Genomic DNA, 17,799 nt, shown 5'->3' with positions numbered 1-17,799 from the left:
TCGCCGGCCACCCCGCCGGATCAACGCTGTTCCCCCAAGCCTAACCAGCGTTCGGCGTGCTCCCGCGCAGCGCGTGCTCGCCCTCGCCCTGCCGGAATGCCGGTGGTCGGGTGCAGACTGGCAGCATGTGCGGACGATTCGCGAACGACGCCAAGATCGACGAACTGATCCAGGAGTTCGTTGCGCAGGGAAACGACTACCGTGACTGGAGCCCGCAGTACTCGATCGCCCCGACCGAGGTCGTGCCGATCGTGCGCGAGCGGCGCAACAGCCAGACCGGCGAGGTCGTTCGCTCGATCGATCCCGCGGTGTGGAACTTCCACCCCTCGTTCATGAAAGAGGCCAAGCGCCCGCAGTTCAACACCCGCATCGAGACGGTCGCCACCAACGGACTGTGGAAGGGCGCGTTCGCGTCGTCGCGGTGCCTCGTGCCGATGCGCGGGTACTACGAGTGGACGGGTGAGCCCGGCAGCAAGCAGGCCTTCTTCCTGCACGGCGATGCACCGCTGCTCGCCGCCGCCGGCATCTACACCGCGCGCAAGGTCGGCGACGAGTGGGAGGTCTCGACCTCCATCATCACGCGGGAGGCGAGGGATGCCTCGGGCGAGGTGCACGACCGCATGCCCGTCTTCCTCGGGCGCGACGCCTGGCAGGAGTACCTCGCTCCGGTCAAGCTCGATGACGACGGCAAGGGCGAGATGGTGGCGCTGCTCACCGCCGAGTCCGAACGGGTCGCCGCGACCATCTCGAACTACGAGGTCGACCGCAGGGTCAACAACTCACGAGCCGTCGACCCCGGCGACCCGACGCTCATCGAACCGCTGGAGTGAGGGCCGGGTCGGCTGATTCGACCGTCGGCAGCGCAGACGACGGCAGGGCATACGACGGCAGGCCGCGACGGCGGATCAGCCACTCGGCGACGACGAGGTTCGGCACCCAGCAGAGGAACGGCACCGCGAGGTAGGCATTGTCGAATGCCGCACCGAAGTCGAACTCGCCGCCGGGCAGCGCCTGCACGCCGAGCAGCACGCCCACCCACAGCCTGAGGGTGACCGCCGCGTAGGTCAGCGCGAAGCTGCGCATCATCCAGGCGCGGTGGCTCGCGACATCCCCCGCCCTGATCGCGCGGTACCCGCGCCAGCCGGTGACGAGCCAGAGCACGGCGAGCGCACCGAACCCGAAGAAGCCGGCGAGCCCGGCGCTGTTGAACGGCGCCATGACGAGGCCGGCCGTGCCGGCGACCGCGATAGCGAGCAGCGAGCTGCGGCCGATCCAGCGATGCACCCGCGGATGACGCGTGCGAAGGCCGCGCCAGAACTGCAGCGGCCCCGCGACGAGGGCGAGGCCGCCGGCGACGATGTGCACGTAGAAGGCCCACTGCACGAACGCCGGGCGGCCATCGTAGTTCGATGAGAGCCCGACGCCCGCGTCGGAGAGCTCGGCGAGCGAGGCGGTGAGATACGGCACGACGGCGTAGACGGTGATCGCGAGCGACGAGAGCAGCACCCAGGTCCAGCCGACCCGGGTGACGAGGGTGCGGCGACGCGAGCCGGGCGCGCGTGCGGCGGTCGTGCGGGTGGCGCGTTCGGTGGTGGTGCGCTCGGTGGTGGTGCGCTCAGTGGTCATGCGCCCAGCTTGGCGAGGCCGCCGACCGGCCGACATCCGGCACTCCCCCTGACCCGGGTGGGGGCGCACCCCCACAGCGCCAGCACCTCCGGCCTCGGTACCTGGACGCGCTGATCGGCTGAGAGCCGTTCGGAACCCCGTTCTTGGGAGTCTCCGCAGAGTCGGCACGCATCCCTTGCGGCATCCGCTCGCTCTCGGAATCGTGGCTGACTCACCGACCGACAGGAAGGGGAGCAGCATGCTCACACTCACCGAATCGGCGACCACGGTCGTCAAGGCCATCGTCGAGCAGAGCATCGGCACGACCGATGGCGGCCTGCGCATCAACAGCGAGGATCCGGCGTCGACCGAGTTCGCCGTGCGTGTCGTGCAGGCGCCCGAAGAGCTCGATGCGATCGTCGAGAACGACGGTGCACGGGTCTACCTGGGCACGAACGCGGTGCTCGCGCTCGACGACAAGGTGCTCGACGCCGAGATCGGCGACGACGGCACCGCCCGCTTCGCCATCGCGCCGCAGGGCTGAGAGCCAGCGACCCGGCCGGCGACCGCATCGAGCCCGCTGGCCGGGCCCCTCAGGCGTGCACGCCTTCCATGAACGGCTCATACCGGTAGCCGTCGGCATCGAGGGTCGCGACGGTGGACTCCGGCACTTCGACGAACGCACCCGGCAGGTCGTTGAGGGGCTCGGAGACGACGACACGTGCCTTCTGCCCGAACAGGCGCAAGCGTGGCAGGTCGGGATACATCTCCTGCAGTGTCGGGATGTCGATGGAGTGGAACAGCGAGCGCGACTCGCCCCTCGACGAGTACCGGAACGCCCAGATCGTCGCGCCGTCGGCGATGGCGACCGTGCCCTGCATCGGGTACTCGATGCCGTGCTCCCGACCGGTCTGCTCGACGAAGCGAACGGCCGCGGTCATGCCCGCGATGGGATCGTCTCGCAGACCGAACGTCAGGGCGAGGTGGAAGAGGACCTCGGAGTCGGTCGTTCCCTGAACGTCAGGGTAGAGCGACGGGTCGATCGCGAAGGTCAGTTCGCGTTTGATCGTGCGGAAGCCATGGATCACGCCGTTGTGCATGAAGAGCCAGTTGTGATGGCGGAACGGGTGGCAGTTCGTGCGCTGAATCGGCGGCCCCGCGGCCGCGCGCACGTGGCTGAAGAAGAGCGGACTCTCGATAGCGTCCGTGAGCTCACGCAGGTTCTCATCGTTCCACGCCGGTTCGACGCTGTGGAACAGCGATGGGTGGCTCCCGGCCGTCGAGTCGGCGGGATACCAGCCGACGCCGAACCCGTCGCCGTTGACGGTTTCAGCGCCGAGCGGCGAGTCGAGCGACTGGGCGACCAGCGAGTGCTGCGCGTCGAGGATCACGAGTGAGGGCTGGAGTGGTTCTCCAGAGTAAGCGAGCCAGCGGCACATTCGCCTCAACTCCTTGCTGCACGTCGATGTGAGAATGCAGCCATGCTACCGCTGTTCGACGATTCCTCACCTTCACGCGGGCTGTTGCGTCAGCCTGCCGCCGGCTCCGCGGCCGGTTCGGCCTTCGGGCATTTCGCCAGCTCGCGCATCTTCGTGGTCGCCTGCTCGATCGACCACGGCAGCTCGACCAGCGGCTGCTCATGCCCCGCCACCGCCGGCGCCTTCGAGGCGATCGATGCGAGCGCGAAGGCCGCCTCGCGAGCGAAGTCGGCGCCCGAGGTCGAGTTGTTCAGGGCGACGACGACCGTGAGACCGCTCTTCGGGTCCGTGAAGGCGGCGGTGAGCGCGCCGGCGGACTCTCCTGCCAGCCCCCGCATCGGGCCGTACTGGGCGCCGCCGAGCCCCCAACCCTGCCAAGCGGGTGCATCGCCGCCCAGCGGAATCGCGTTCCACTGCTTGCGCGCCGTGCTCTCGTCGAGCAGGGCGCCGGTCGCGAACGCTGCACTGAGGCGTCGCGCGTCGTCGAGATCCGAGACGGCGCCCGCCGCCGCCCCGCCCATCGAACTCGACTGCGAGCTGTCGTCGCGCAGCACGGCGCAGTCGACTGCGCCGTCGGGAGCGATGGCGGCCGAGTAGGCGCCGAGGCCCGATTCGAGCTCGGTGTCGGTCGGCGAGGGAAGCGAGGTGTGGTCGAGGCCGAGCGGGGCGAAGACGTACTGGTCGGCGAGCTGGCTCCACGACCGGCCGGTGCGACGCTCGAGCGCCATCGCGAGCAGCAGCACCCCGGTGCGCGAGTGCGCCCACTGCTCCCCCGGAGGGCCGGTGCGCGGCAGGGCGAGCCCGCTCGACAGCAGCTCGTTCGGCGGCCAGATGCGCTCGGGGTTCGCGACGAAGTGGCTGCGCAGCCCGGGGAAGTAGTCGGCGATGCCCGAGGTGTGCTGGCAGAGCTGGCCGAGCGTGATGCCGTCGAGGCCGGGTACCCAGTCGACGATCTCGGCGACCTCGTCGTCGAGCCAGACCTGGCCCTCGTCCACGAGGCGCAGCAGCACGGTGCACGTGATCTCGGTGGTGAGGGTGCTCAGGTGGAACTGCGTGTCGACCGCGACCGGTGCCGGCTTCTCGCCGAAATCGACGCTGCCCGTCGCGCCGGTCCACTCCCCCGACCACGGTGACCACGCCCCGGCGACCCCGCCGCTCGAGCCGCTGAGGGCGACGGCTTCGTCGAGCACCGCCTGCAGTTCGCCGGCGAGCTGTTCGTCGAGCACGGTACTGACGGGGTCGAGATCGGCCAGCGGGTCGACGGCACCGCCGGTGCACCCCGCGAGTGCGAGCGCGCCGACGATCACGACGGCGAGAACGCCCCGCCGCCGATTGACCCGTTGCTGGCCAGCCACCAAGCTCCCCTCAGCCGTGTGTCCGAGAGGAAGTCTATCGGCCCTCGCCGAGAAGCCCGAGCGGACGGGCCGCGCGCCTCAGCGCTCGGGCGAGGCGATCTCCCGATTCGCGCCCATCATGAAGCGCTCGACGTTGCGATCGACGATGATGTCGCTGGGCCGCAACGGCCGGGCGAGGTAGAGCCCCTCGAGCGAGGTGAGCCGGCTGAGGGCCACGTACGTCTGGCCGGGGCTGAAGACCCGCTGGCCGAGGTCGACGATGGCACTGTCGTAGCTCGCGCCCTGCGATTTGTGGATGGTAACCGCCCAAGCCAGTTTCAGCGGGAACTGCGTGAACTCGGCCACGATCTGCTTCTCGAGCTTCTTGCGCACCGGGTCCCAGGTGTACTTGTACTTCTCCCACGTGACCTGCTCGACCTCGTGCTCTTCGCCATCGATGTCGACGCGCACGGCGCGGTCGAGTGATGTGACGGTGCCGATCGTGCCGTTCACCCAGCGCTGACCCTCTGGCCCGATCGCCGTGTCGTTGCGCAGGAACATCACCTGCGCGCCGACCTTCAGCTCGAGGTTCTCGTCGGCTGGAAAGGCCCTGCCACCGAAATCGCCGGTGACCTCGGCCTCGTTGCCCTGCGACTGCCCCGCCAGGCGGTGCAGCTGCGTGCGGTTGATGCGGTTGACCGTGTCGTTGCGCGTCGCGAGGGTGATCGCACCCTGCTCGGGCAACGGGCGCCGTGCGCCGACGCTGTTGAGCACGCCGGCGATCTCGGCGGTGACCCGGCCGTGACGCACGGCGTTCAGCATCTGCTTGAAGTCGTCGTCGTGCTGGCGGTGGATCTCGCCGAGCTCGAAGATGCGCAGGTCGGTCTCGCGCCACACCTTGGCGTCGAAGAACCACATCGAGTCGTAGGTGTCGGCGAAGTACGCCCGCTCGTCGGCATCGCCCGGCACCGGCGCGAGTTGGTACGGGTCGCCGAAGAGCACAACCTGCGCGCCGCCGAACGGCTCGAGCGGGCGCTGCCGCGCCTGCCGCAGCGAGCGGTCCATGGCGTCCATGAGGTCGGCGTTGACCATCGAGACCTCGTCGAGCACGAGGGTGTCCATGGCGTTCAGGATCTTGCGGACCGTGTCGTTCTGGTCGATGACGTGGTCGGCGATGACCCCGATCGGCAGCCGGAACAGCGAGTGGATCGTCTGGCCGCCGACGTTCAGCGCAGCCACGCCCGTGGGCGCGCAGATCACGATCTGCTTCTGCGTGTTCCAGTTCAGGTGGTTCAGCAGCGTCGACTTGCCGGTGCCGGCTCGCCCGGTCACGAACACGTGCTCACGGGTGCCCTCGATAGCCTGGAACACCGCGGCCTGTTCACGGCTGAGGGTCACGTTCTGCACTGGGAGCTTTCGGTTCGGCGAGCGGATGCCACGGCCGGTTCACCGCTGGCGCTCCCACTGTAATCGCCTCGTGCCGGGCGGGCATGCGCGGGCTGGGGATATCCTCAGTCCCGCCCACTGCCGCCCATCTAGACTTGGCCGGGTGGGGAGCTCCGGGGTACGTGCCAGTCGAGTCTCACCGCTGGCCGTCGCCGGTTGGGCCGGTCTCGCGGTGCTCGTCGTCGGCGCCTTCCTCGCCGCGCTCGGCTCGCTGAACCAGACCGTCTACGGGGCGTCGAGCTTCATCGAGCGCTACCTCTCGGCCATCGCGAACGACGACATCGCCACCGCGTCGACGACGCCGGGCGTCGCGCTCGATGCCGCAGAGCTCGAGGCGCTCGGCCTGCCGGCCGACGTCTCGACCGCGATGCTGCGCACCGGTGTCGTCGAGTCGGGGCCCGAAGACGTGCGCATCATGAGCGATGTCGCCCACGAAGACGGCACGCACACCGTCACCGCCAGCTACCGGCTCGAAGACGCGATCATCGAGTCCTCGTTCGACGTGCGGCCGATCACCCCGCTCTACGGCGTGCTCAACCGGTGGGAGTTCGCGGTCAGCCCGCTTGCGATCGTCGACGTGACCGCTGCGCACAACCCCTTCTTCACCGTCGGCACCCTCACGCTCGACGCTCGCGCGACCAAGACCGGCGACGAACTCGCCGCCTTCACCCAGGTCACGCCGTACCTCGCGATCGCCCCGGCGGTCTACGAGTTCTCGTACAACTCGGTGCTGCTCGAGGCGGTGCCGGCGAAGCTGCAGGCCGATGCCGCGGCTCGCGTTCCCGTCACGGTCGACGCGCAGCCGACGGCCGCCTTCGTCGAGCGCGTGCAGTTCAAGGTCGACGGCTTCCTCGCCGCGTGCGCGACGCAGACCGTGCTGCAACCGGCGAAGTGCCCCTTCGGCATCGAGATCGACGACCGCGTGGTCGGCGACCCGGTCTGGAGCATCGTGAGCCTGCCGCAGGTGACGCTCACGCCCGGCGAGACGTCGTTCGACATGCCGCCGACCGAGGGCGTCGCCCACATCTCGGTCGAGGTGCAGTCGCTCTTCGACGGGCACCGGTTCACCCTCGAAGAAGACCGGCCGTTCACGCTCGCCCTCTCGGCGACGATTCAGCCTGACGAAGACATCGCGATCCAGCTCAGGTAGCTGCCGGTCGAGCCCCGCTACCCCCGCCCGTCGCGCTCGGCGATCGCCGCGAGCTGCGCGTTGTACGCCTCGAGCTCGGCGTCGCCCGTGCGGTCGGCGTGCCGGTCGCGTCGCTTCGACTCCTTCTCGTCACTGCGCGCCCATTGCACGGCCACGGTGATCGCGAGCGCCACCGTCGGGATCTCGCCGATCGACCAGGCGATGCCGCCGCCGAGCTGCTGGTCGACGAGCGCGTCGGTGCCCCAGCCCATCGCGCCGTACCAATCGGCGAGCAGCAGCCCGGTGCTCGACATGATGGTGAGGCCGAAGAACGCGTGGAACGCCATCGTGCCGAGCAGCAGCACCAGCCGGAACGCGTACGGCAGCCGGTAGGGCACCGGGTCGATGCCGATGAGCGACTGCACGAAGAGGTACCCCGTGATGAGGAAGTGCACGATCATCCACTCGTGGCCGATGTGGTCGAGCATGGTCCAGCGGAACAGCGGCGAGTAGTAGAACACCCAGAGCGAGCCGGCGAACAGCACCGCCGCCACGATCGGGTTCGCGATGATGCCCGCGAACTTGGAGTGCACGGCGAGCAGGATCCACTCGCGACCACCGCGGCTTCCGTCTTTGCGGGCACGGATGGCGCGGGCGGCGAGCGTGACCGGCGCGCCGGGCACGAGCAGCACGGGCACGGCCATGGTCAGCACCATGTGCGCGAGCATGTGCGCCGAGAAGAGGTACTGCTCGTAGACGTTCACGCCGCCGTTGGTCACGTAGGCGAGCAGCAGGAGGCCGGCGACCCACAGCACCGAGCGGTAGACGGGCCAGTGGTCGCCGCGCTTGCGCAGGCGCCGCACCCCTGCGAGGTAGAAGAAGATGCCGAACCCGCAGGCGAGCAGCCAGATCAGGTCGGGATTCCACTCGGTGAAGTACCGCGTCCACTCGGGCCACGGCGGCAGCGGCTCGCCCGTGAGGATCTCGGCGGGCGTGCGCGCGAGCGTGCCGGTCTCTTCAGACACCGGCGTCGCCGTGCGGGCGAGCGCCGCCGCCACGCCCGAGGCCAAGCCCATGAAGGCGAGCTCGGCGACGACGAGCCACCAGAACGCGCCGCCCCGGCCCGAGCCGCCACCCGCACCCCGCGACATCCGCCCGATCAGGAACCGCCGCTGCGCCGCACCGAACGCGCCGAGCGCGATGAGGGCCGCGACCTTCGCGACGACGAGCCCGCCATAGGGCGTGGCGAGCTGCTCCCACGATCCGATGCGCAGCTCGGCGCTCGCGTACCCCGACAGCGCGACGACCAGAAAGCAGATGAGCGCCACGGTCGAGTACCGCGCAAGCACCACGACCAGGCGCTTCGGCCCGAGCTCGCGCTTCAGCAGCACCATCGTCAGCAGCCCGCCGAGCCACACGGCCGCGAACACGAGGTGCAGACCGAGCGCCGTGATGGCCGCCGAGTGGCCCGCCGCACCGGCCGCGTGCCCCTGCTGCGCGAGCGGCACGAGCGAGGCCACGGCGAGCACCGTCACGAAGACGAGCGCCGTGTGATTGCGCACGGCGAAGCAGAGCACCGCGACGGCGGCCGCCACGAGCGTCGTCGTGAGCCAGGCCTGCCCGAGCTCGATCGTCGTGACGAACTGGCCGAGCTTCTGGCCGAAGGCGTCGCTCAGCTCGAAGGGCACGCTCGTGACGAGCAGGAACGTGAAGAGCCCGCTCGCGGCACTCGCGACCGTCAGCACGGCAGCGGATGCCGCGGCGACATCGAGCGCCACGTCGAACTCGCGTCGCTTCGGGCTGAGCGCCCAGACCGCGAGCACGAGCGCACCGATCATGCCGGCCGCGCCCAGGTTGACGAAGAGCTTCGCAACCGGCACGCCGTAGCGGGCGATCGGACCGGGGTCTTGGATCAGCTGTTCAGCCGCTCCCCCGCCGAACGCGAGGCCGGCGAACGTCGCGGCGAGGGCGACGGCGATGAGCGCGGCAGGGCCGAGCACTCGGACAGAGCGAGGCACCGCACCAGCCTAGACGCCGCCACCCGAGCGCCAGCCCAGAGCGAGCGGCCGGGCAAGACGAAGGGGCAAGACGAAGGGGCAAGACGAAGGGGCGCACGGCTCACGCCGCACGCCCCATCGATGAAGTCGCAGTTACTTCGCAGCAGCCTTGAGCTTCGAGCCGGCCGAGATCTTGACCGAGTGACCGGCCGGGATCTGGATCTCGGCGCCGGTCTGCGGGTTGCGGCCGGTGCGCGCGGCACGCGACGTACGCTCGACGGCGAGCCAGCCCGGGATGGAGACCTTGGTGTCCGAGGACACGGACTCGGCGAGCGCCTCGAAGAGGCCGCCGAGAACGGCGTCGACGGTTGCCTGGCTCTGTCCGGTCGACGCTGCGACCTTCGCGACGAGCTCGGTCTTGTTGAGCGACTTGTCAGCCATTGAATGTCCTCCTCGGACGTTCGCTGTTCGGTACAGCAGTTGTGAGTTCTCAGGAACGATCGTTCAACCGCCCCCGTGGCCCTTCAGGCCGCCTCGAATGTAACAGAGTTCCCCGGAATCCCGCGGATTTCCGGCCGTTTCGGGCAGCTTCGCCTCGGCGTGTCGCCCTCAAGTTCGCTCTCGGCGTGCGGAAACGACGAACGGGACGCCCCGAAGGACGTCCCGTTCGCTCAGAACTGCGGTGCTGCTTACCAGCTCGACTTGGTGATGCCGGGCAGCTCGCCACGGTGCGCCATGTCGCGGAAACGAACACGCGAGACACCGAACTTCGTGAGCACGCCACGGGGGCGGCCGTCGATCGCATCGCGCGAACGCACGCGGATCGGCGAAGCGTTGCGAGGCAGCTTCTGCAGGCCCTTGCGAGCCTCTTCACGGGACTCGTCGGTGCCGTTCGGGTCGACGAGCGCCTTCTTCAGCTCGAGGCGCTTCGCGGCGTACCGCTCGACGATCACCTTGCGCTGTTCGTTGCGCGCGATCTTGCTCTTCTTCGCCATGTCTTAGCGCTCCTCTCGGAAGTCGACGTGCTTGCGCACTACGGGGTCGTACTTCTTGAGCACGAGACGGTCGGGGTTGTTGCGGCGGTTCTTGCGGGTCACGTAGGTGTACCCGGTGCCGGCGGTCGACCGAAGCTTGATGATCGGGCGGATGTCTTGTGCTTTCGCCATTAGATCTTCACCCCACGTGCCTTCATGTCCTTGACCACTGCCTCAATGCCACGAGCGTCGATCACCTTGATGCCCTTGGCGGACACGTTGATGGTGATGTTCCGACGAAGCGACGGCACGAAATAGGTCTTCTTCTGCACGTTCGGGTCGAAGCGGCGCTTCGTCCGGCGGTGCGAGTGCGAGATGTTGTGCCCGAAGCCGGGAACGGCTCCAGTCACCTGGCACACTGCTGCCATTGGTTTCCTCCAATACCGAGGGGCGGATGCCCCTCCCAAGGTCTCTTGTCTGCTGACCTTCCCCACGCTGAAGCCGGCGATTTCTCGCACGGTTTCGATGGGGAGTGTCGCGGCATGGGCAGTGGAAGTGCCCAGCCAACGAGCCAGCTTACCAGACGCGGCTGGGGCGGCCGAACCGAGCGGGTTGACCCCGCGCTCGAGCGGATGTCCCAGCCGTCCCGGGATCGATGCGGTGCGACATCCGACGGCGTAGCCTTCGCCCATGGCCACGTGGGACGACGTGCGGGAGATCGCGCTCGCGCTGCCGGAGACGAGCGAGCACGTGCCGCGGGGCACGCTGCAGTGGAAGGTGCGCGCCAAGACCTTCGTCTGGGAGCGGCCCCTGCGACGCGCCGACCTCGACTCGCTCGGCATCACCGCGCAGACGGGACCGGTGCTGAGCGCCGCGACCGAAGACGAAGCGGTCAAGCACGCACTCATCGCCGACGACCGGTCGACGTTCTTCACGACGCGGCATTTCGACGGCTATTCCGCGGTGCTCGTGCGGCTCGACCGCATCTCCAGACGCCGGCTCGAAGAGGTCATGGCGGAGGCGTGGGCCGTCAAGGCGCCGGCGAAGCTCTTGCGGGAGTACTTCCGCACGTATCCCGACTGAGCGAGGCGGGTGACGGATGCCGCGGCATCCGTCACCCGCCTGTTCGACTCGCGCTACTTCTGGTCGTCTCGCGCTACTTCGTGAGCGTGTCGACGTACTCCTGGTTCTCGGCGATCCACTGCTCGACGACCGGTGCGTAGTCGTCGGAATCAGCGTCACTGTTGAACATGGCGTTCTCGAGCGAGAAGAGCAGCTCGGAATCCATCGTGAAGTTCTTCAGCCAGCCGGCCACCGTCGGGTAGTCCTGCTCGAAGCTCTTGCCGCCGAACGAGTGGATGCCCTCGGCGTCGCCGAGCGAGCCCTCGGGGTCTTCGAGGTCCTTCAGCGGGAATGCGTCGTACGCCCAGTGCGGGCGCCACAGCGTGACGGCGATGTTCTCGCCGTTCTCAGTGGCCGCGGTCAGTTCGGCGAGCATCGCGGGCGTCGAGCTCGTGAGGTACTCCATCTTGTCGAGCCCGTACGTCGGGATGACCTCGTCGGTCGTGACCCGGTTCAGGCCAGAGCCCGGCTCGATGCCGACGAGCTGGTTGCCGAAGAGGTCTGCGTTCGCGGCGAGCTCGTCGAGCGAATCGATCGGAGCATCCTCGTTCACCGCGATGGTGAGCTTCGCGTCCTCGTTCCAGGCGCCGAGGTCGACGAGGTCATCGCCGTACTGCTCGATGTAGTCGGCGTGCGTGATCGGCAGCCAGGTGTCGAGGGTCACGTCGTAGTCGTCGGTCGTGAGCCCCGTGTAGACGGGAGCCGGGTCGGCGTACTCGAGGGTGACGTCGTACCCCTGCTCGGTGAGCACGGCCTTCCAGAGCTCGCTCGCGGCGACTCCTTCATCCCAGCCGTTGAACACGGCGATCGTGAGGTCCTTCTGGTCGCCGTTCTCGAGGGTCTCCGCCGCTGCGCCGCCGGCGCAGCCGCTGAGTGCCAGAGCCGAGACGGCTCCGAGTGCAAGTGCTCCGGTGAGGGTGCGCTTCTTCATATGTTCCTTTCCTCCCGTGTGCTGTGGTCACGGGTGTTGGGGAGCGTCGCGCGATTCCGCGCGACGAGGGTTCCGCTGCCGGTTCAGGCGTTGGCGGATGCCGCGGGCAGACGCTCAGCCTCGGGGCCGAGCGGCTCCGCGGCATCCGTCGTCGGCGACTGCACGCCTCGACGGCGCGGCGCCCGCTTGGTGCCGAGCGCGCCGGTGACGCGGTCGAGGATGATGGCGAGGATCACGACCGACAGGCCCGCCTCGAAGCCGAGCCCGACGTCGATGCGCGTGAGCGACTGCACGACCTGCCCGCCGAGACCGCCCGCGCCGACCATGCCGGCGATGACGACCATCGAGAGCGAGAGCATGATGACCTGGTTGACGCCGGCCATGATGCTCGGCATCGCGAGGGGCAGCTGGATCTGCCGCAGGATGCGCCACGGCGAGGAGCCGAACGCCTGACCGGCCTCGACCACCTCTTTGTCGACGCCGCGGATGCCGAGCTCGGTGAGCCGCACCCCGGGCGCCATCGCGAAGATGATCGTCGCGACGATGCCCGGCACCACGCCGACCCGGAACAGGATGAGTGCGGGGATCAAGTAGACCATCGCGGGCATCGTCTGCATGAAGTCGAGCACCGGACGGATCACCTTGGACGCGACGTCGGAGCGGGCGGCGAGCACACCGAGCGGCACCGAGATGACGACCGCGATGAGCGAGGCCACGAGCACGAGGGCGAGCGTCGACATCGCGTTCTGCCACTGGTCGACACCGACGATCACGAGCAGGCCGACGGTCGTGCCGACGGCGAGCTTCCAGCCCTTCGCGAGCCAGGCGATCGCGGCGAGCACGATGATGACGGCCCAGAACGGCGGGGTCTGCAACAGGAGGTCGACGAGTTCGTAGAACCCGGCGAAGATGGCGCGCACGACGGAGAAGAACCCGCCGAAGACGTCGGTGACGAACTGGATGAACGCGTCGGCCCAGTCGCCGAGAGGAAGTCGGAAGTCGCTCATGCCGGGCTCCTCTCCCCCGCGGCATCCGCTCGCATCAGCACCTCGGCACGGATGTCGGCCGCCTCGGCGGCAGCGACGGCTACGGCTGTCGCATCGGCGGCGTCGGCCACCGCCGTCTCCGGGCGTGCCGTGCGGTGCAGGGTCGCCGTGATGACGTCGACGGGAATCGTGGCGGGCATCTCGATGACGGTGTGCTCTGCGGTGTTCGACGAGACGTTGCCGAGGGCGGCGAGCAGCGTGACGCGCGGCACGGCGCCGAGCAGGCGGCCCTGTTCGTCGACCACGGCGAGCGGAAGCTGGCTCTCGACCGCGCTCTCGAAGAGCTCGGAGAGGTGCTCGTCGGCCCCGACCACGGGGTGGTCGTCACTGATGACCGATTCGAGCGACCGCTCGCCGCGCTGCACGAGCCGCAGCACGTCGCGGTCGTGCACGACGCCGAGCAGACGCCGGCCGCTGCCGACCACGAAGACCATCGAGGTCTGCAGGTCGCGCATCGAGCGCAGAGCGGCGCGCGGGCCCGCCGAAGCGGTGACGACGGCGCGCGGCGCCTCCATCACGTTGCCTGCCGTGAGCACGCGCGAGCGGTCGACGTCTTGCACGAACTGCGCGACGTAGTCGTCGGCGGGATCGGTGAGAATCTCCTCCGCCGTGCCGAGCTGCACGATGCGGCCGTCGCGCATGACCGCGATGCGATCGCCGAGGAACATCGCCTCGTTGAGGTCGTGCGTGATGAAGACGATGGTCTTGCCGAGCTCCTGCTGCAGCTCGACGAGCTGCTCCTGCATCTCCTTGCGGATCAGCGGGTCGAGGGCAGAGAAGGCCTCGTCCATGAGCAGGATGTCGGTGTCGGAGGCCAGTGCGCGGGCCAGGCCGACGCGCTGCTGCATGCCGCCCGACAGTTCTGCGGGCATCTTGTCGCCCCATCCCCCGAGTCCGACGCGTTCGAGGATGTGCTCGGCGCGCGCGCGACGCTCGGCGGCGGGCACGCCCTGGATCTCGAGGCCGTAGGCCGCGTTCTCACGCACCGTGCGGTGCGGCAGCAGGGCGAAGTGCTGGAAGACCATCGAGACGTGCTTGCGGCGCACCTCGCGCAGGCGCTTCGGGCTCATGCCGGTGATCGTCTCCCCCATCACCGTCACCGAGCCGCCCGTCGGCTCGAGCAGGCCGTTGAGGGTGCGGATGAGCGTCGACTTGCCGGAGCCCGAGAGGCCCATCACGACGAAGATCTCGCCGCGTTGCACGTCGAAGTCGGCGTCGATCACTGCCGCGGTGCCGAGCGGGGCGAGCTCGGAGCGGGTGGCCCCGCCGCGCAGCCGTTCGAGGGCCTCACGCGGCTTGCGGCCGAAGAACTTGGTGAGGCGTCGAACCTCGATGGCTGATGTTTCGGTCATATACGGGTGCTCCCGGCTCGCCGGATTCCGTGCACGACGAACGTGCACGACGAACGTGCACGGCATCGCTCGGTAGGGCGAGCTCATGGGTCACGGCCGGGTTGGCGGCCGATTCGGAAGGCCGAACTCAAGCGCGGAACGTTGCTGCGTCTCCGGGCGAATCAGGTCTTCGTCGCACGCGGCCATCGGGGCCGGGCGCTCTGCCGCCGAACCGTACGTTCCAGCATGCCGATTTCGGAATGTTGGAACGCGGACTGGGCGATGCGGTCTTGCAGGACCACGGTCCACCGTATCGAGGCCGTTGGCACAACCCAAATCGAATCGAGTGAAGTAAGCCTTGATCAGGGTTTTTGTGCGGCTGCGAGCTTCGCCGTATCACCGGCGGCCTGCAGCAGGGTGCAGTTGGCGCACAGCCCGAAGACGTCGACCACGTGTGCCGCGCCGGTGAACCCGTGCTCGGCGGCCACCGCCTTCGCCCACGCCTCGACCTCATCGGCCGCGATCTCGACGGTCAAGCCGCAGTTGCGGCAGATCAGGTGGTGATGGTGGCCAGTCGTGCTGCAGGCACGATACAGCGCCTCACCGTCTGGCGACTGCAGCGAATCCGCTTCGCCATTCGAGGCGAGGTCGCCGAGGGCGCGATAGACCGTGGCGAGCCCGATCGGCGAGCCGCTCGCGTGCAGCGTCGAGTGCAACGCCTGCGCGCTGATGAACCCCTCGGTGTCATCGAGGGCTTCGCGAACTGCTTCTCGCTGCCAGGTGTTTCGCTTCATGTGATGCGTGCGTCCTCTGCGGTCTCCACCGGTATGGCGACTCGCTTCAACGGTAGCGCCCTCAGCTTGGAGATTCCCAGAGACAGCAGGAAGAAGGCGGTCGCCGCGAGAGCGATGGCGGGGCCTGCCGCGATCGCGAGGCCGCGCGAGGCGAGGACACCGAGCACGCCTGCGGCTGCACCGATGACCGGAGCGGCGAACAGCAGCCCGCGGAACGACGTCACGACCAGCCGCGCGGCCGCAGCCGGAGCGGCGATCAGGGCGATGGCGAGGATCGCGCCGACGGCCGGTAGTGAACTCACCACGGATGCCGCGGTGAGGCCGAGCACGAGCAGCTCGACGGGCCATTCGCGGAACCCGGCGGCACGGAACCCGTGCGGATCGAAGGTCGAGAAGGCGATGCGGGTGCCGAACAGCGCGACGCAGATGACGGCGACCACCGCGACGGATGCCGCAAGCAGAATATCTCCGTCGCTGACCGTGAGGATGGAGCCCACGAGCAGCGATTCCGCTCGCACCGGCAAGCCCGGGATCAGCGCCTGCAGCAGTGCACCTGCCGCGAACCCGCCGGTGAGTACGATGCCGGCGGCGACCTGCGCCCCCTGCCGGCGAACGCGGGCGATGCCGGCCATCACGGCGACGAGGGCGACGGATGCCACGGCGGCGCCCGCCGGCACGCTCACCCCGAGGGCAGCCGCCGCGACCGCCCCAGGGTAGGTGCCGTGTGTGAGCGCTTGCGCAAAGAAGGTGCGACGACGCACGACGACGAGCGCCCCGACGAAGCCGGCGCCGGCACCGATGACGACGGCGGCGAGCAGTGCGCGCTCGAAGTACCCCATCAGCGCGCCACCCCCGCTGGTCGAGGAGCGCCCGATGATGAAGAATCCGGCTCGAGACCACCACTCCCCCGCAGGCGCCGGCCGAAGACACTGCTGCCGAGCAGCACCAGCCCGTAGCCGACGACGAAGACCGCGACCACCGTGCTGCCGGCCGGCAGGTCGACGCCGGCACCCACCGAGACGGCGTAGCCCAGCGCCAGGCCGAGCCAGGCCGCGACGGCGGCGAAGACTGCGGCCACCGGGAACAGCCACCACAGCCGCGCCGTCACGAGGCGCGCGACGGCACCGGGAACGATCAGGAGGGCGAGCACGAGCAGCGTGCCGATCGTGCTGGCCGCGGCCACCACCACGAGGGCGATCGCCGAGTTCAGCACGAGGTCGAGCACGAGTGCCGAATCGCCCGCGGCGCGGCTGCCCTTGGCGTCGAAGGCCCGGTAGAGCTGCTGCTTGAGGGTGACCAGCACCATGGCGAGTGCCGCGAGGCTCACGATGATGAGCGGCACCACCTCGGCCGGCGGAATCGTCAGCACGCGACCGAAGAGCAGCGCCTCGAGCTCACCGGCGTAGTCGTCACTGCGCGAGACCACGATCACGCCGATGCTGAACGTCGCGGTGAGCACGATCGCGATGGCGGCGTCGGAGGTGATGCCCGCTCGGTCGAGCCACGTGAGCGCGAGGGCGCCGGCGAGGGCCGCGATGGCGGCACCGGGCAAGAGCCCTGCAGTGCCGCCGACGGCGAGGCCGATCGCGAGGCCGGGGAAGACCGCGTGCGTCAGCCCGTCGCTGATGAACTCGAGGCCGCGCAGGTTCACGAGCACGCCGACGACTCCGGCCACGACGGCGAGCACCAGCATGACGAGCAGCGCACGACCCATGAACGGAATCGCGAAGGCGCCGAAGAGGGCGTCAGTCAGCGACATCCGTCACCGCCCGACGGTCTGCCCGCGTATATGTCGTTCGCGGCATTCAGTGGCCCTCGTGGCCCGGCACGACGAGCGTGTGCTCATCGAGCTCGACCTCGAGACCCTCGAAGCACTCCTGCACATTGCCGAGCGTGAGCACCTCGTCGACGGGGCCGCTCGCGAGCTGGGTGCCGTTGACGAGCACCACGGTGTCGCAGACGAGTCGCGCGAGTTCGAGGTCGTGAGTGGAGACGAGCACCGCGACGCCGCGGGTCTTCAAGGTGCGGATGGTATCGACGAGCGCGTCGCGATTGGCCTGGTCGAGGCCGTTGAACGGCTCATCGAGCAGCAGCAGCGCCGGCTCGGAGGCGAGGGCGCGTGCGAGCAGACCGCGCTGGCGCTGCCCGCCCGACAGCTCTCCGAACGGACGGCGGGCCAGTTCGGCGAGGCCGACGGTCTCGAGTGCATGACGCACGGCGGCGCCGTCGGCGCGACCTGGCCAGCGGAACAGCCCGAGGCCTCGATAGCGCCCCTGCATGACGACCTGCTCGAGGCTGATCGGGAAGTCGGGGTCGAGTTCGGCCGACTGAGGGAGGAAGGCGATCATTCCACTCGCGGCATGTGCTGAGCCGATGCGGCCGATGGGCGCAGGCGCCGCGCCGCGCGCGCCGCCGAGTTCGATCGTTCCCGCCGTCTTCGGCACGAGGCCGAGAATGCCCTTCAGCAGCGTCGACTTGCCGGCGCCGTTCGGCCCGATCAGCGCGACCGCCTCGCCCGGCGAGATGTCGAGCTGCAGCCCGCTGACGCCGGCGCCGCCCGGATAGGTGAAGGCGGCACCGCGCAGACGCAGCACGGGTGGAACGGTCATGGT

20 protein-coding genes are annotated in these 17,799 nt (G+C 69.1%); 4 read left to right on the top strand and 16 right to left on the bottom strand.

Annotation, left to right across the window (positions count from 1 at the left end; translation table 11 throughout):
* The first annotated feature begins 125 nt into the window (after positions 1-125).
* The gene (locus H521_RS0107820) at positions 126-830 is read left to right on the top strand and encodes an SOS response-associated peptidase (protein WP_022892472.1); all 705 of its coding nucleotides are present in this window, start codon (positions 126-128) and stop codon (positions 828-830) included.
* Here the strand turns inward: H521_RS0107820 and H521_RS22160 are convergent.
* Positions 811-1,626: a DUF2306 domain-containing protein gene (locus tag H521_RS22160; protein WP_022892471.1), complete on the bottom strand. Its 816-nt coding sequence runs from the start codon at positions 1,624-1,626 to the stop codon at positions 811-813. The two genes, H521_RS0107820 and H521_RS22160, sit on opposite strands and share 20 nt — an antisense overlap.
* Before the next feature lie 238 nt (positions 1,627-1,864).
* Between H521_RS22160 and H521_RS0107810 the strand changes: the two genes are divergently transcribed.
* Positions 1,865-2,149, top strand: a complete 285-nt coding sequence (locus tag H521_RS0107810; protein ID WP_022892470.1) for a (Fe-S)-cluster assembly protein — start codon at positions 1,865-1,867, stop codon at positions 2,147-2,149.
* A gap of 49 nt (positions 2,150-2,198) precedes the next feature.
* On the opposite strand, the gene H521_RS0107805 is transcribed toward H521_RS0107810, so the two are convergent.
* The 3 genes from H521_RS0107805 to H521_RS0107795 all read right to left on the bottom strand — a co-directional run bounded on the left by H521_RS0107805 (position 2,199) and on the right by H521_RS0107795 (position 5,824).
* On the bottom strand, positions 2,199-2,996 hold the full coding sequence (locus tag H521_RS0107805; protein ID WP_245560952.1) for a class II glutamine amidotransferase: 798 nt from the start codon (positions 2,994-2,996) through the stop codon (positions 2,199-2,201).
* A 137-nt stretch (positions 2,997-3,133) separates the two neighbouring features.
* A complete protein-coding gene (locus tag H521_RS22155; protein ID WP_051159206.1) occupies positions 3,134-4,438 on the bottom strand; it encodes a serine hydrolase domain-containing protein in 1,305 nt (434 codons plus the stop codon).
* Positions 4,439-4,516: 78 nt separating this feature from the next.
* Entirely contained in the window at positions 4,517-5,824 is a 1,308-nt protein-coding gene (locus H521_RS0107795; protein WP_022892467.1) for an ATP-dependent DNA helicase, read from the bottom strand.
* Positions 5,825-5,966: 142 nt separating this feature from the next.
* Between H521_RS0107795 and H521_RS0107790 the strand changes: the two genes are divergently transcribed.
* The gene (locus tag H521_RS0107790; protein ID WP_156891301.1) at positions 5,967-7,013 is read left to right on the top strand and encodes a hypothetical protein; all 1,047 of its coding nucleotides are present in this window, start codon (positions 5,967-5,969) and stop codon (positions 7,011-7,013) included.
* Between the two features lie 17 nt (positions 7,014-7,030).
* Here H521_RS0107790 and H521_RS0107785 read toward each other — a convergent pair whose 3' ends face one another.
* The 5 genes from H521_RS0107785 to rpmB form a co-directional block, all read right to left on the bottom strand.
* Positions 7,031-9,010 (bottom strand): bifunctional copper resistance protein CopD/cytochrome c oxidase assembly protein, encoded by a 1,980-nt coding sequence (locus H521_RS0107785; RefSeq protein ID WP_022892465.1) that lies wholly within the window; start codon positions 9,008-9,010, stop codon positions 7,031-7,033.
* Between the two features lie 132 nt (positions 9,011-9,142).
* On the bottom strand, positions 9,143-9,430 hold the full coding sequence (locus tag H521_RS0107780) for an HU family DNA-binding protein (protein WP_022892464.1): 288 nt from the start codon (positions 9,428-9,430) through the stop codon (positions 9,143-9,145).
* Between the two features lie 248 nt (positions 9,431-9,678).
* Complete coding sequence (gene rpsN / locus H521_RS0107775) at positions 9,679-9,984, bottom strand: 30S ribosomal protein S14 (RefSeq protein WP_022892463.1); 306 nt, start codon at positions 9,982-9,984, stop codon at positions 9,679-9,681.
* 3 nt (positions 9,985-9,987) lie between these two features.
* Positions 9,988-10,155 carry a 50S ribosomal protein L33 gene (gene rpmG, locus H521_RS0107770; protein WP_022892462.1) on the bottom strand — a complete coding sequence of 56 codons (168 nt, stop codon included), beginning with the start codon at positions 10,153-10,155 and terminating at the stop codon, positions 9,988-9,990.
* Positions 10,155-10,391 carry a 50S ribosomal protein L28 gene (gene rpmB / locus H521_RS0107765; protein ID WP_022892461.1) on the bottom strand — a complete coding sequence of 79 codons (237 nt, stop codon included), beginning with the start codon at positions 10,389-10,391 and terminating at the stop codon, positions 10,155-10,157. The genes rpmG and rpmB overlap by 1 nt, the downstream gene beginning before the upstream one ends.
* A gap of 262 nt (positions 10,392-10,653) precedes the next feature.
* Between rpmB and H521_RS0107760 the strand changes: the two genes are divergently transcribed.
* Positions 10,654-11,046, top strand: coding sequence for an MmcQ/YjbR family DNA-binding protein (locus H521_RS0107760; protein WP_022892460.1), 393 nt, complete (start codon positions 10,654-10,656; stop codon positions 11,044-11,046).
* Between the two features lie 73 nt (positions 11,047-11,119).
* On the opposite strand, the gene H521_RS0107755 is transcribed toward H521_RS0107760, so the two are convergent.
* The 7 genes from H521_RS0107755 to H521_RS0107725 form a co-directional block, all read right to left on the bottom strand.
* Positions 11,120-12,016, bottom strand: a complete 897-nt coding sequence (locus H521_RS0107755; RefSeq protein ID WP_026482048.1) for a glycine betaine ABC transporter substrate-binding protein — start codon at positions 12,014-12,016, stop codon at positions 11,120-11,122.
* An 83-nt stretch (positions 12,017-12,099) separates the two neighbouring features.
* Positions 12,100-13,023, bottom strand: a complete 924-nt coding sequence (locus H521_RS22150) for an ABC transporter permease (protein WP_084512068.1) — start codon at positions 13,021-13,023, stop codon at positions 12,100-12,102.
* Complete coding sequence (locus tag H521_RS22145) at positions 13,020-14,414, bottom strand: quaternary amine ABC transporter ATP-binding protein (protein WP_084512106.1); 1,395 nt, start codon at positions 14,412-14,414, stop codon at positions 13,020-13,022. Before H521_RS22145 ends, H521_RS22150 begins: the two co-directional genes overlap by 4 nt.
* Before the next feature lie 341 nt (positions 14,415-14,755).
* Positions 14,756-15,187: a Fur family transcriptional regulator gene (locus H521_RS22140; RefSeq protein ID WP_022892458.1), complete on the bottom strand. Its 432-nt coding sequence runs from the start codon at positions 15,185-15,187 to the stop codon at positions 14,756-14,758.
* Positions 15,184-16,026 carry a metal ABC transporter permease gene (locus H521_RS22135; protein ID WP_022892457.1) on the bottom strand — a complete coding sequence of 281 codons (843 nt, stop codon included), beginning with the start codon at positions 16,024-16,026 and terminating at the stop codon, positions 15,184-15,186. The genes H521_RS22140 and H521_RS22135 overlap by 4 nt, the downstream gene beginning before the upstream one ends.
* Positions 16,026-16,946: a metal ABC transporter permease gene (locus H521_RS22130; protein WP_022892456.1), complete on the bottom strand. Its 921-nt coding sequence runs from the start codon at positions 16,944-16,946 to the stop codon at positions 16,026-16,028. Before H521_RS22130 ends, H521_RS22135 begins: the two co-directional genes overlap by 1 nt.
* 46 nt (positions 16,947-16,992) lie before the next feature.
* The gene (locus tag H521_RS0107725; RefSeq protein WP_022892455.1) at positions 16,993-17,796 is read right to left on the bottom strand and encodes a metal ABC transporter ATP-binding protein; all 804 of its coding nucleotides are present in this window, start codon (positions 17,794-17,796) and stop codon (positions 16,993-16,995) included.
* Positions 17,797-17,799 lie beyond the last annotated feature (3 nt).

This window comes from Agromyces subbeticus DSM 16689 (assembly GCF_000421565.1).
Lineage (GTDB): Bacteria > Actinomycetota > Actinomycetes > Actinomycetales > Microbacteriaceae > Agromyces > Agromyces subbeticus.
This window is presented reverse-complemented; position numbering and strand designations above follow the sequence as displayed.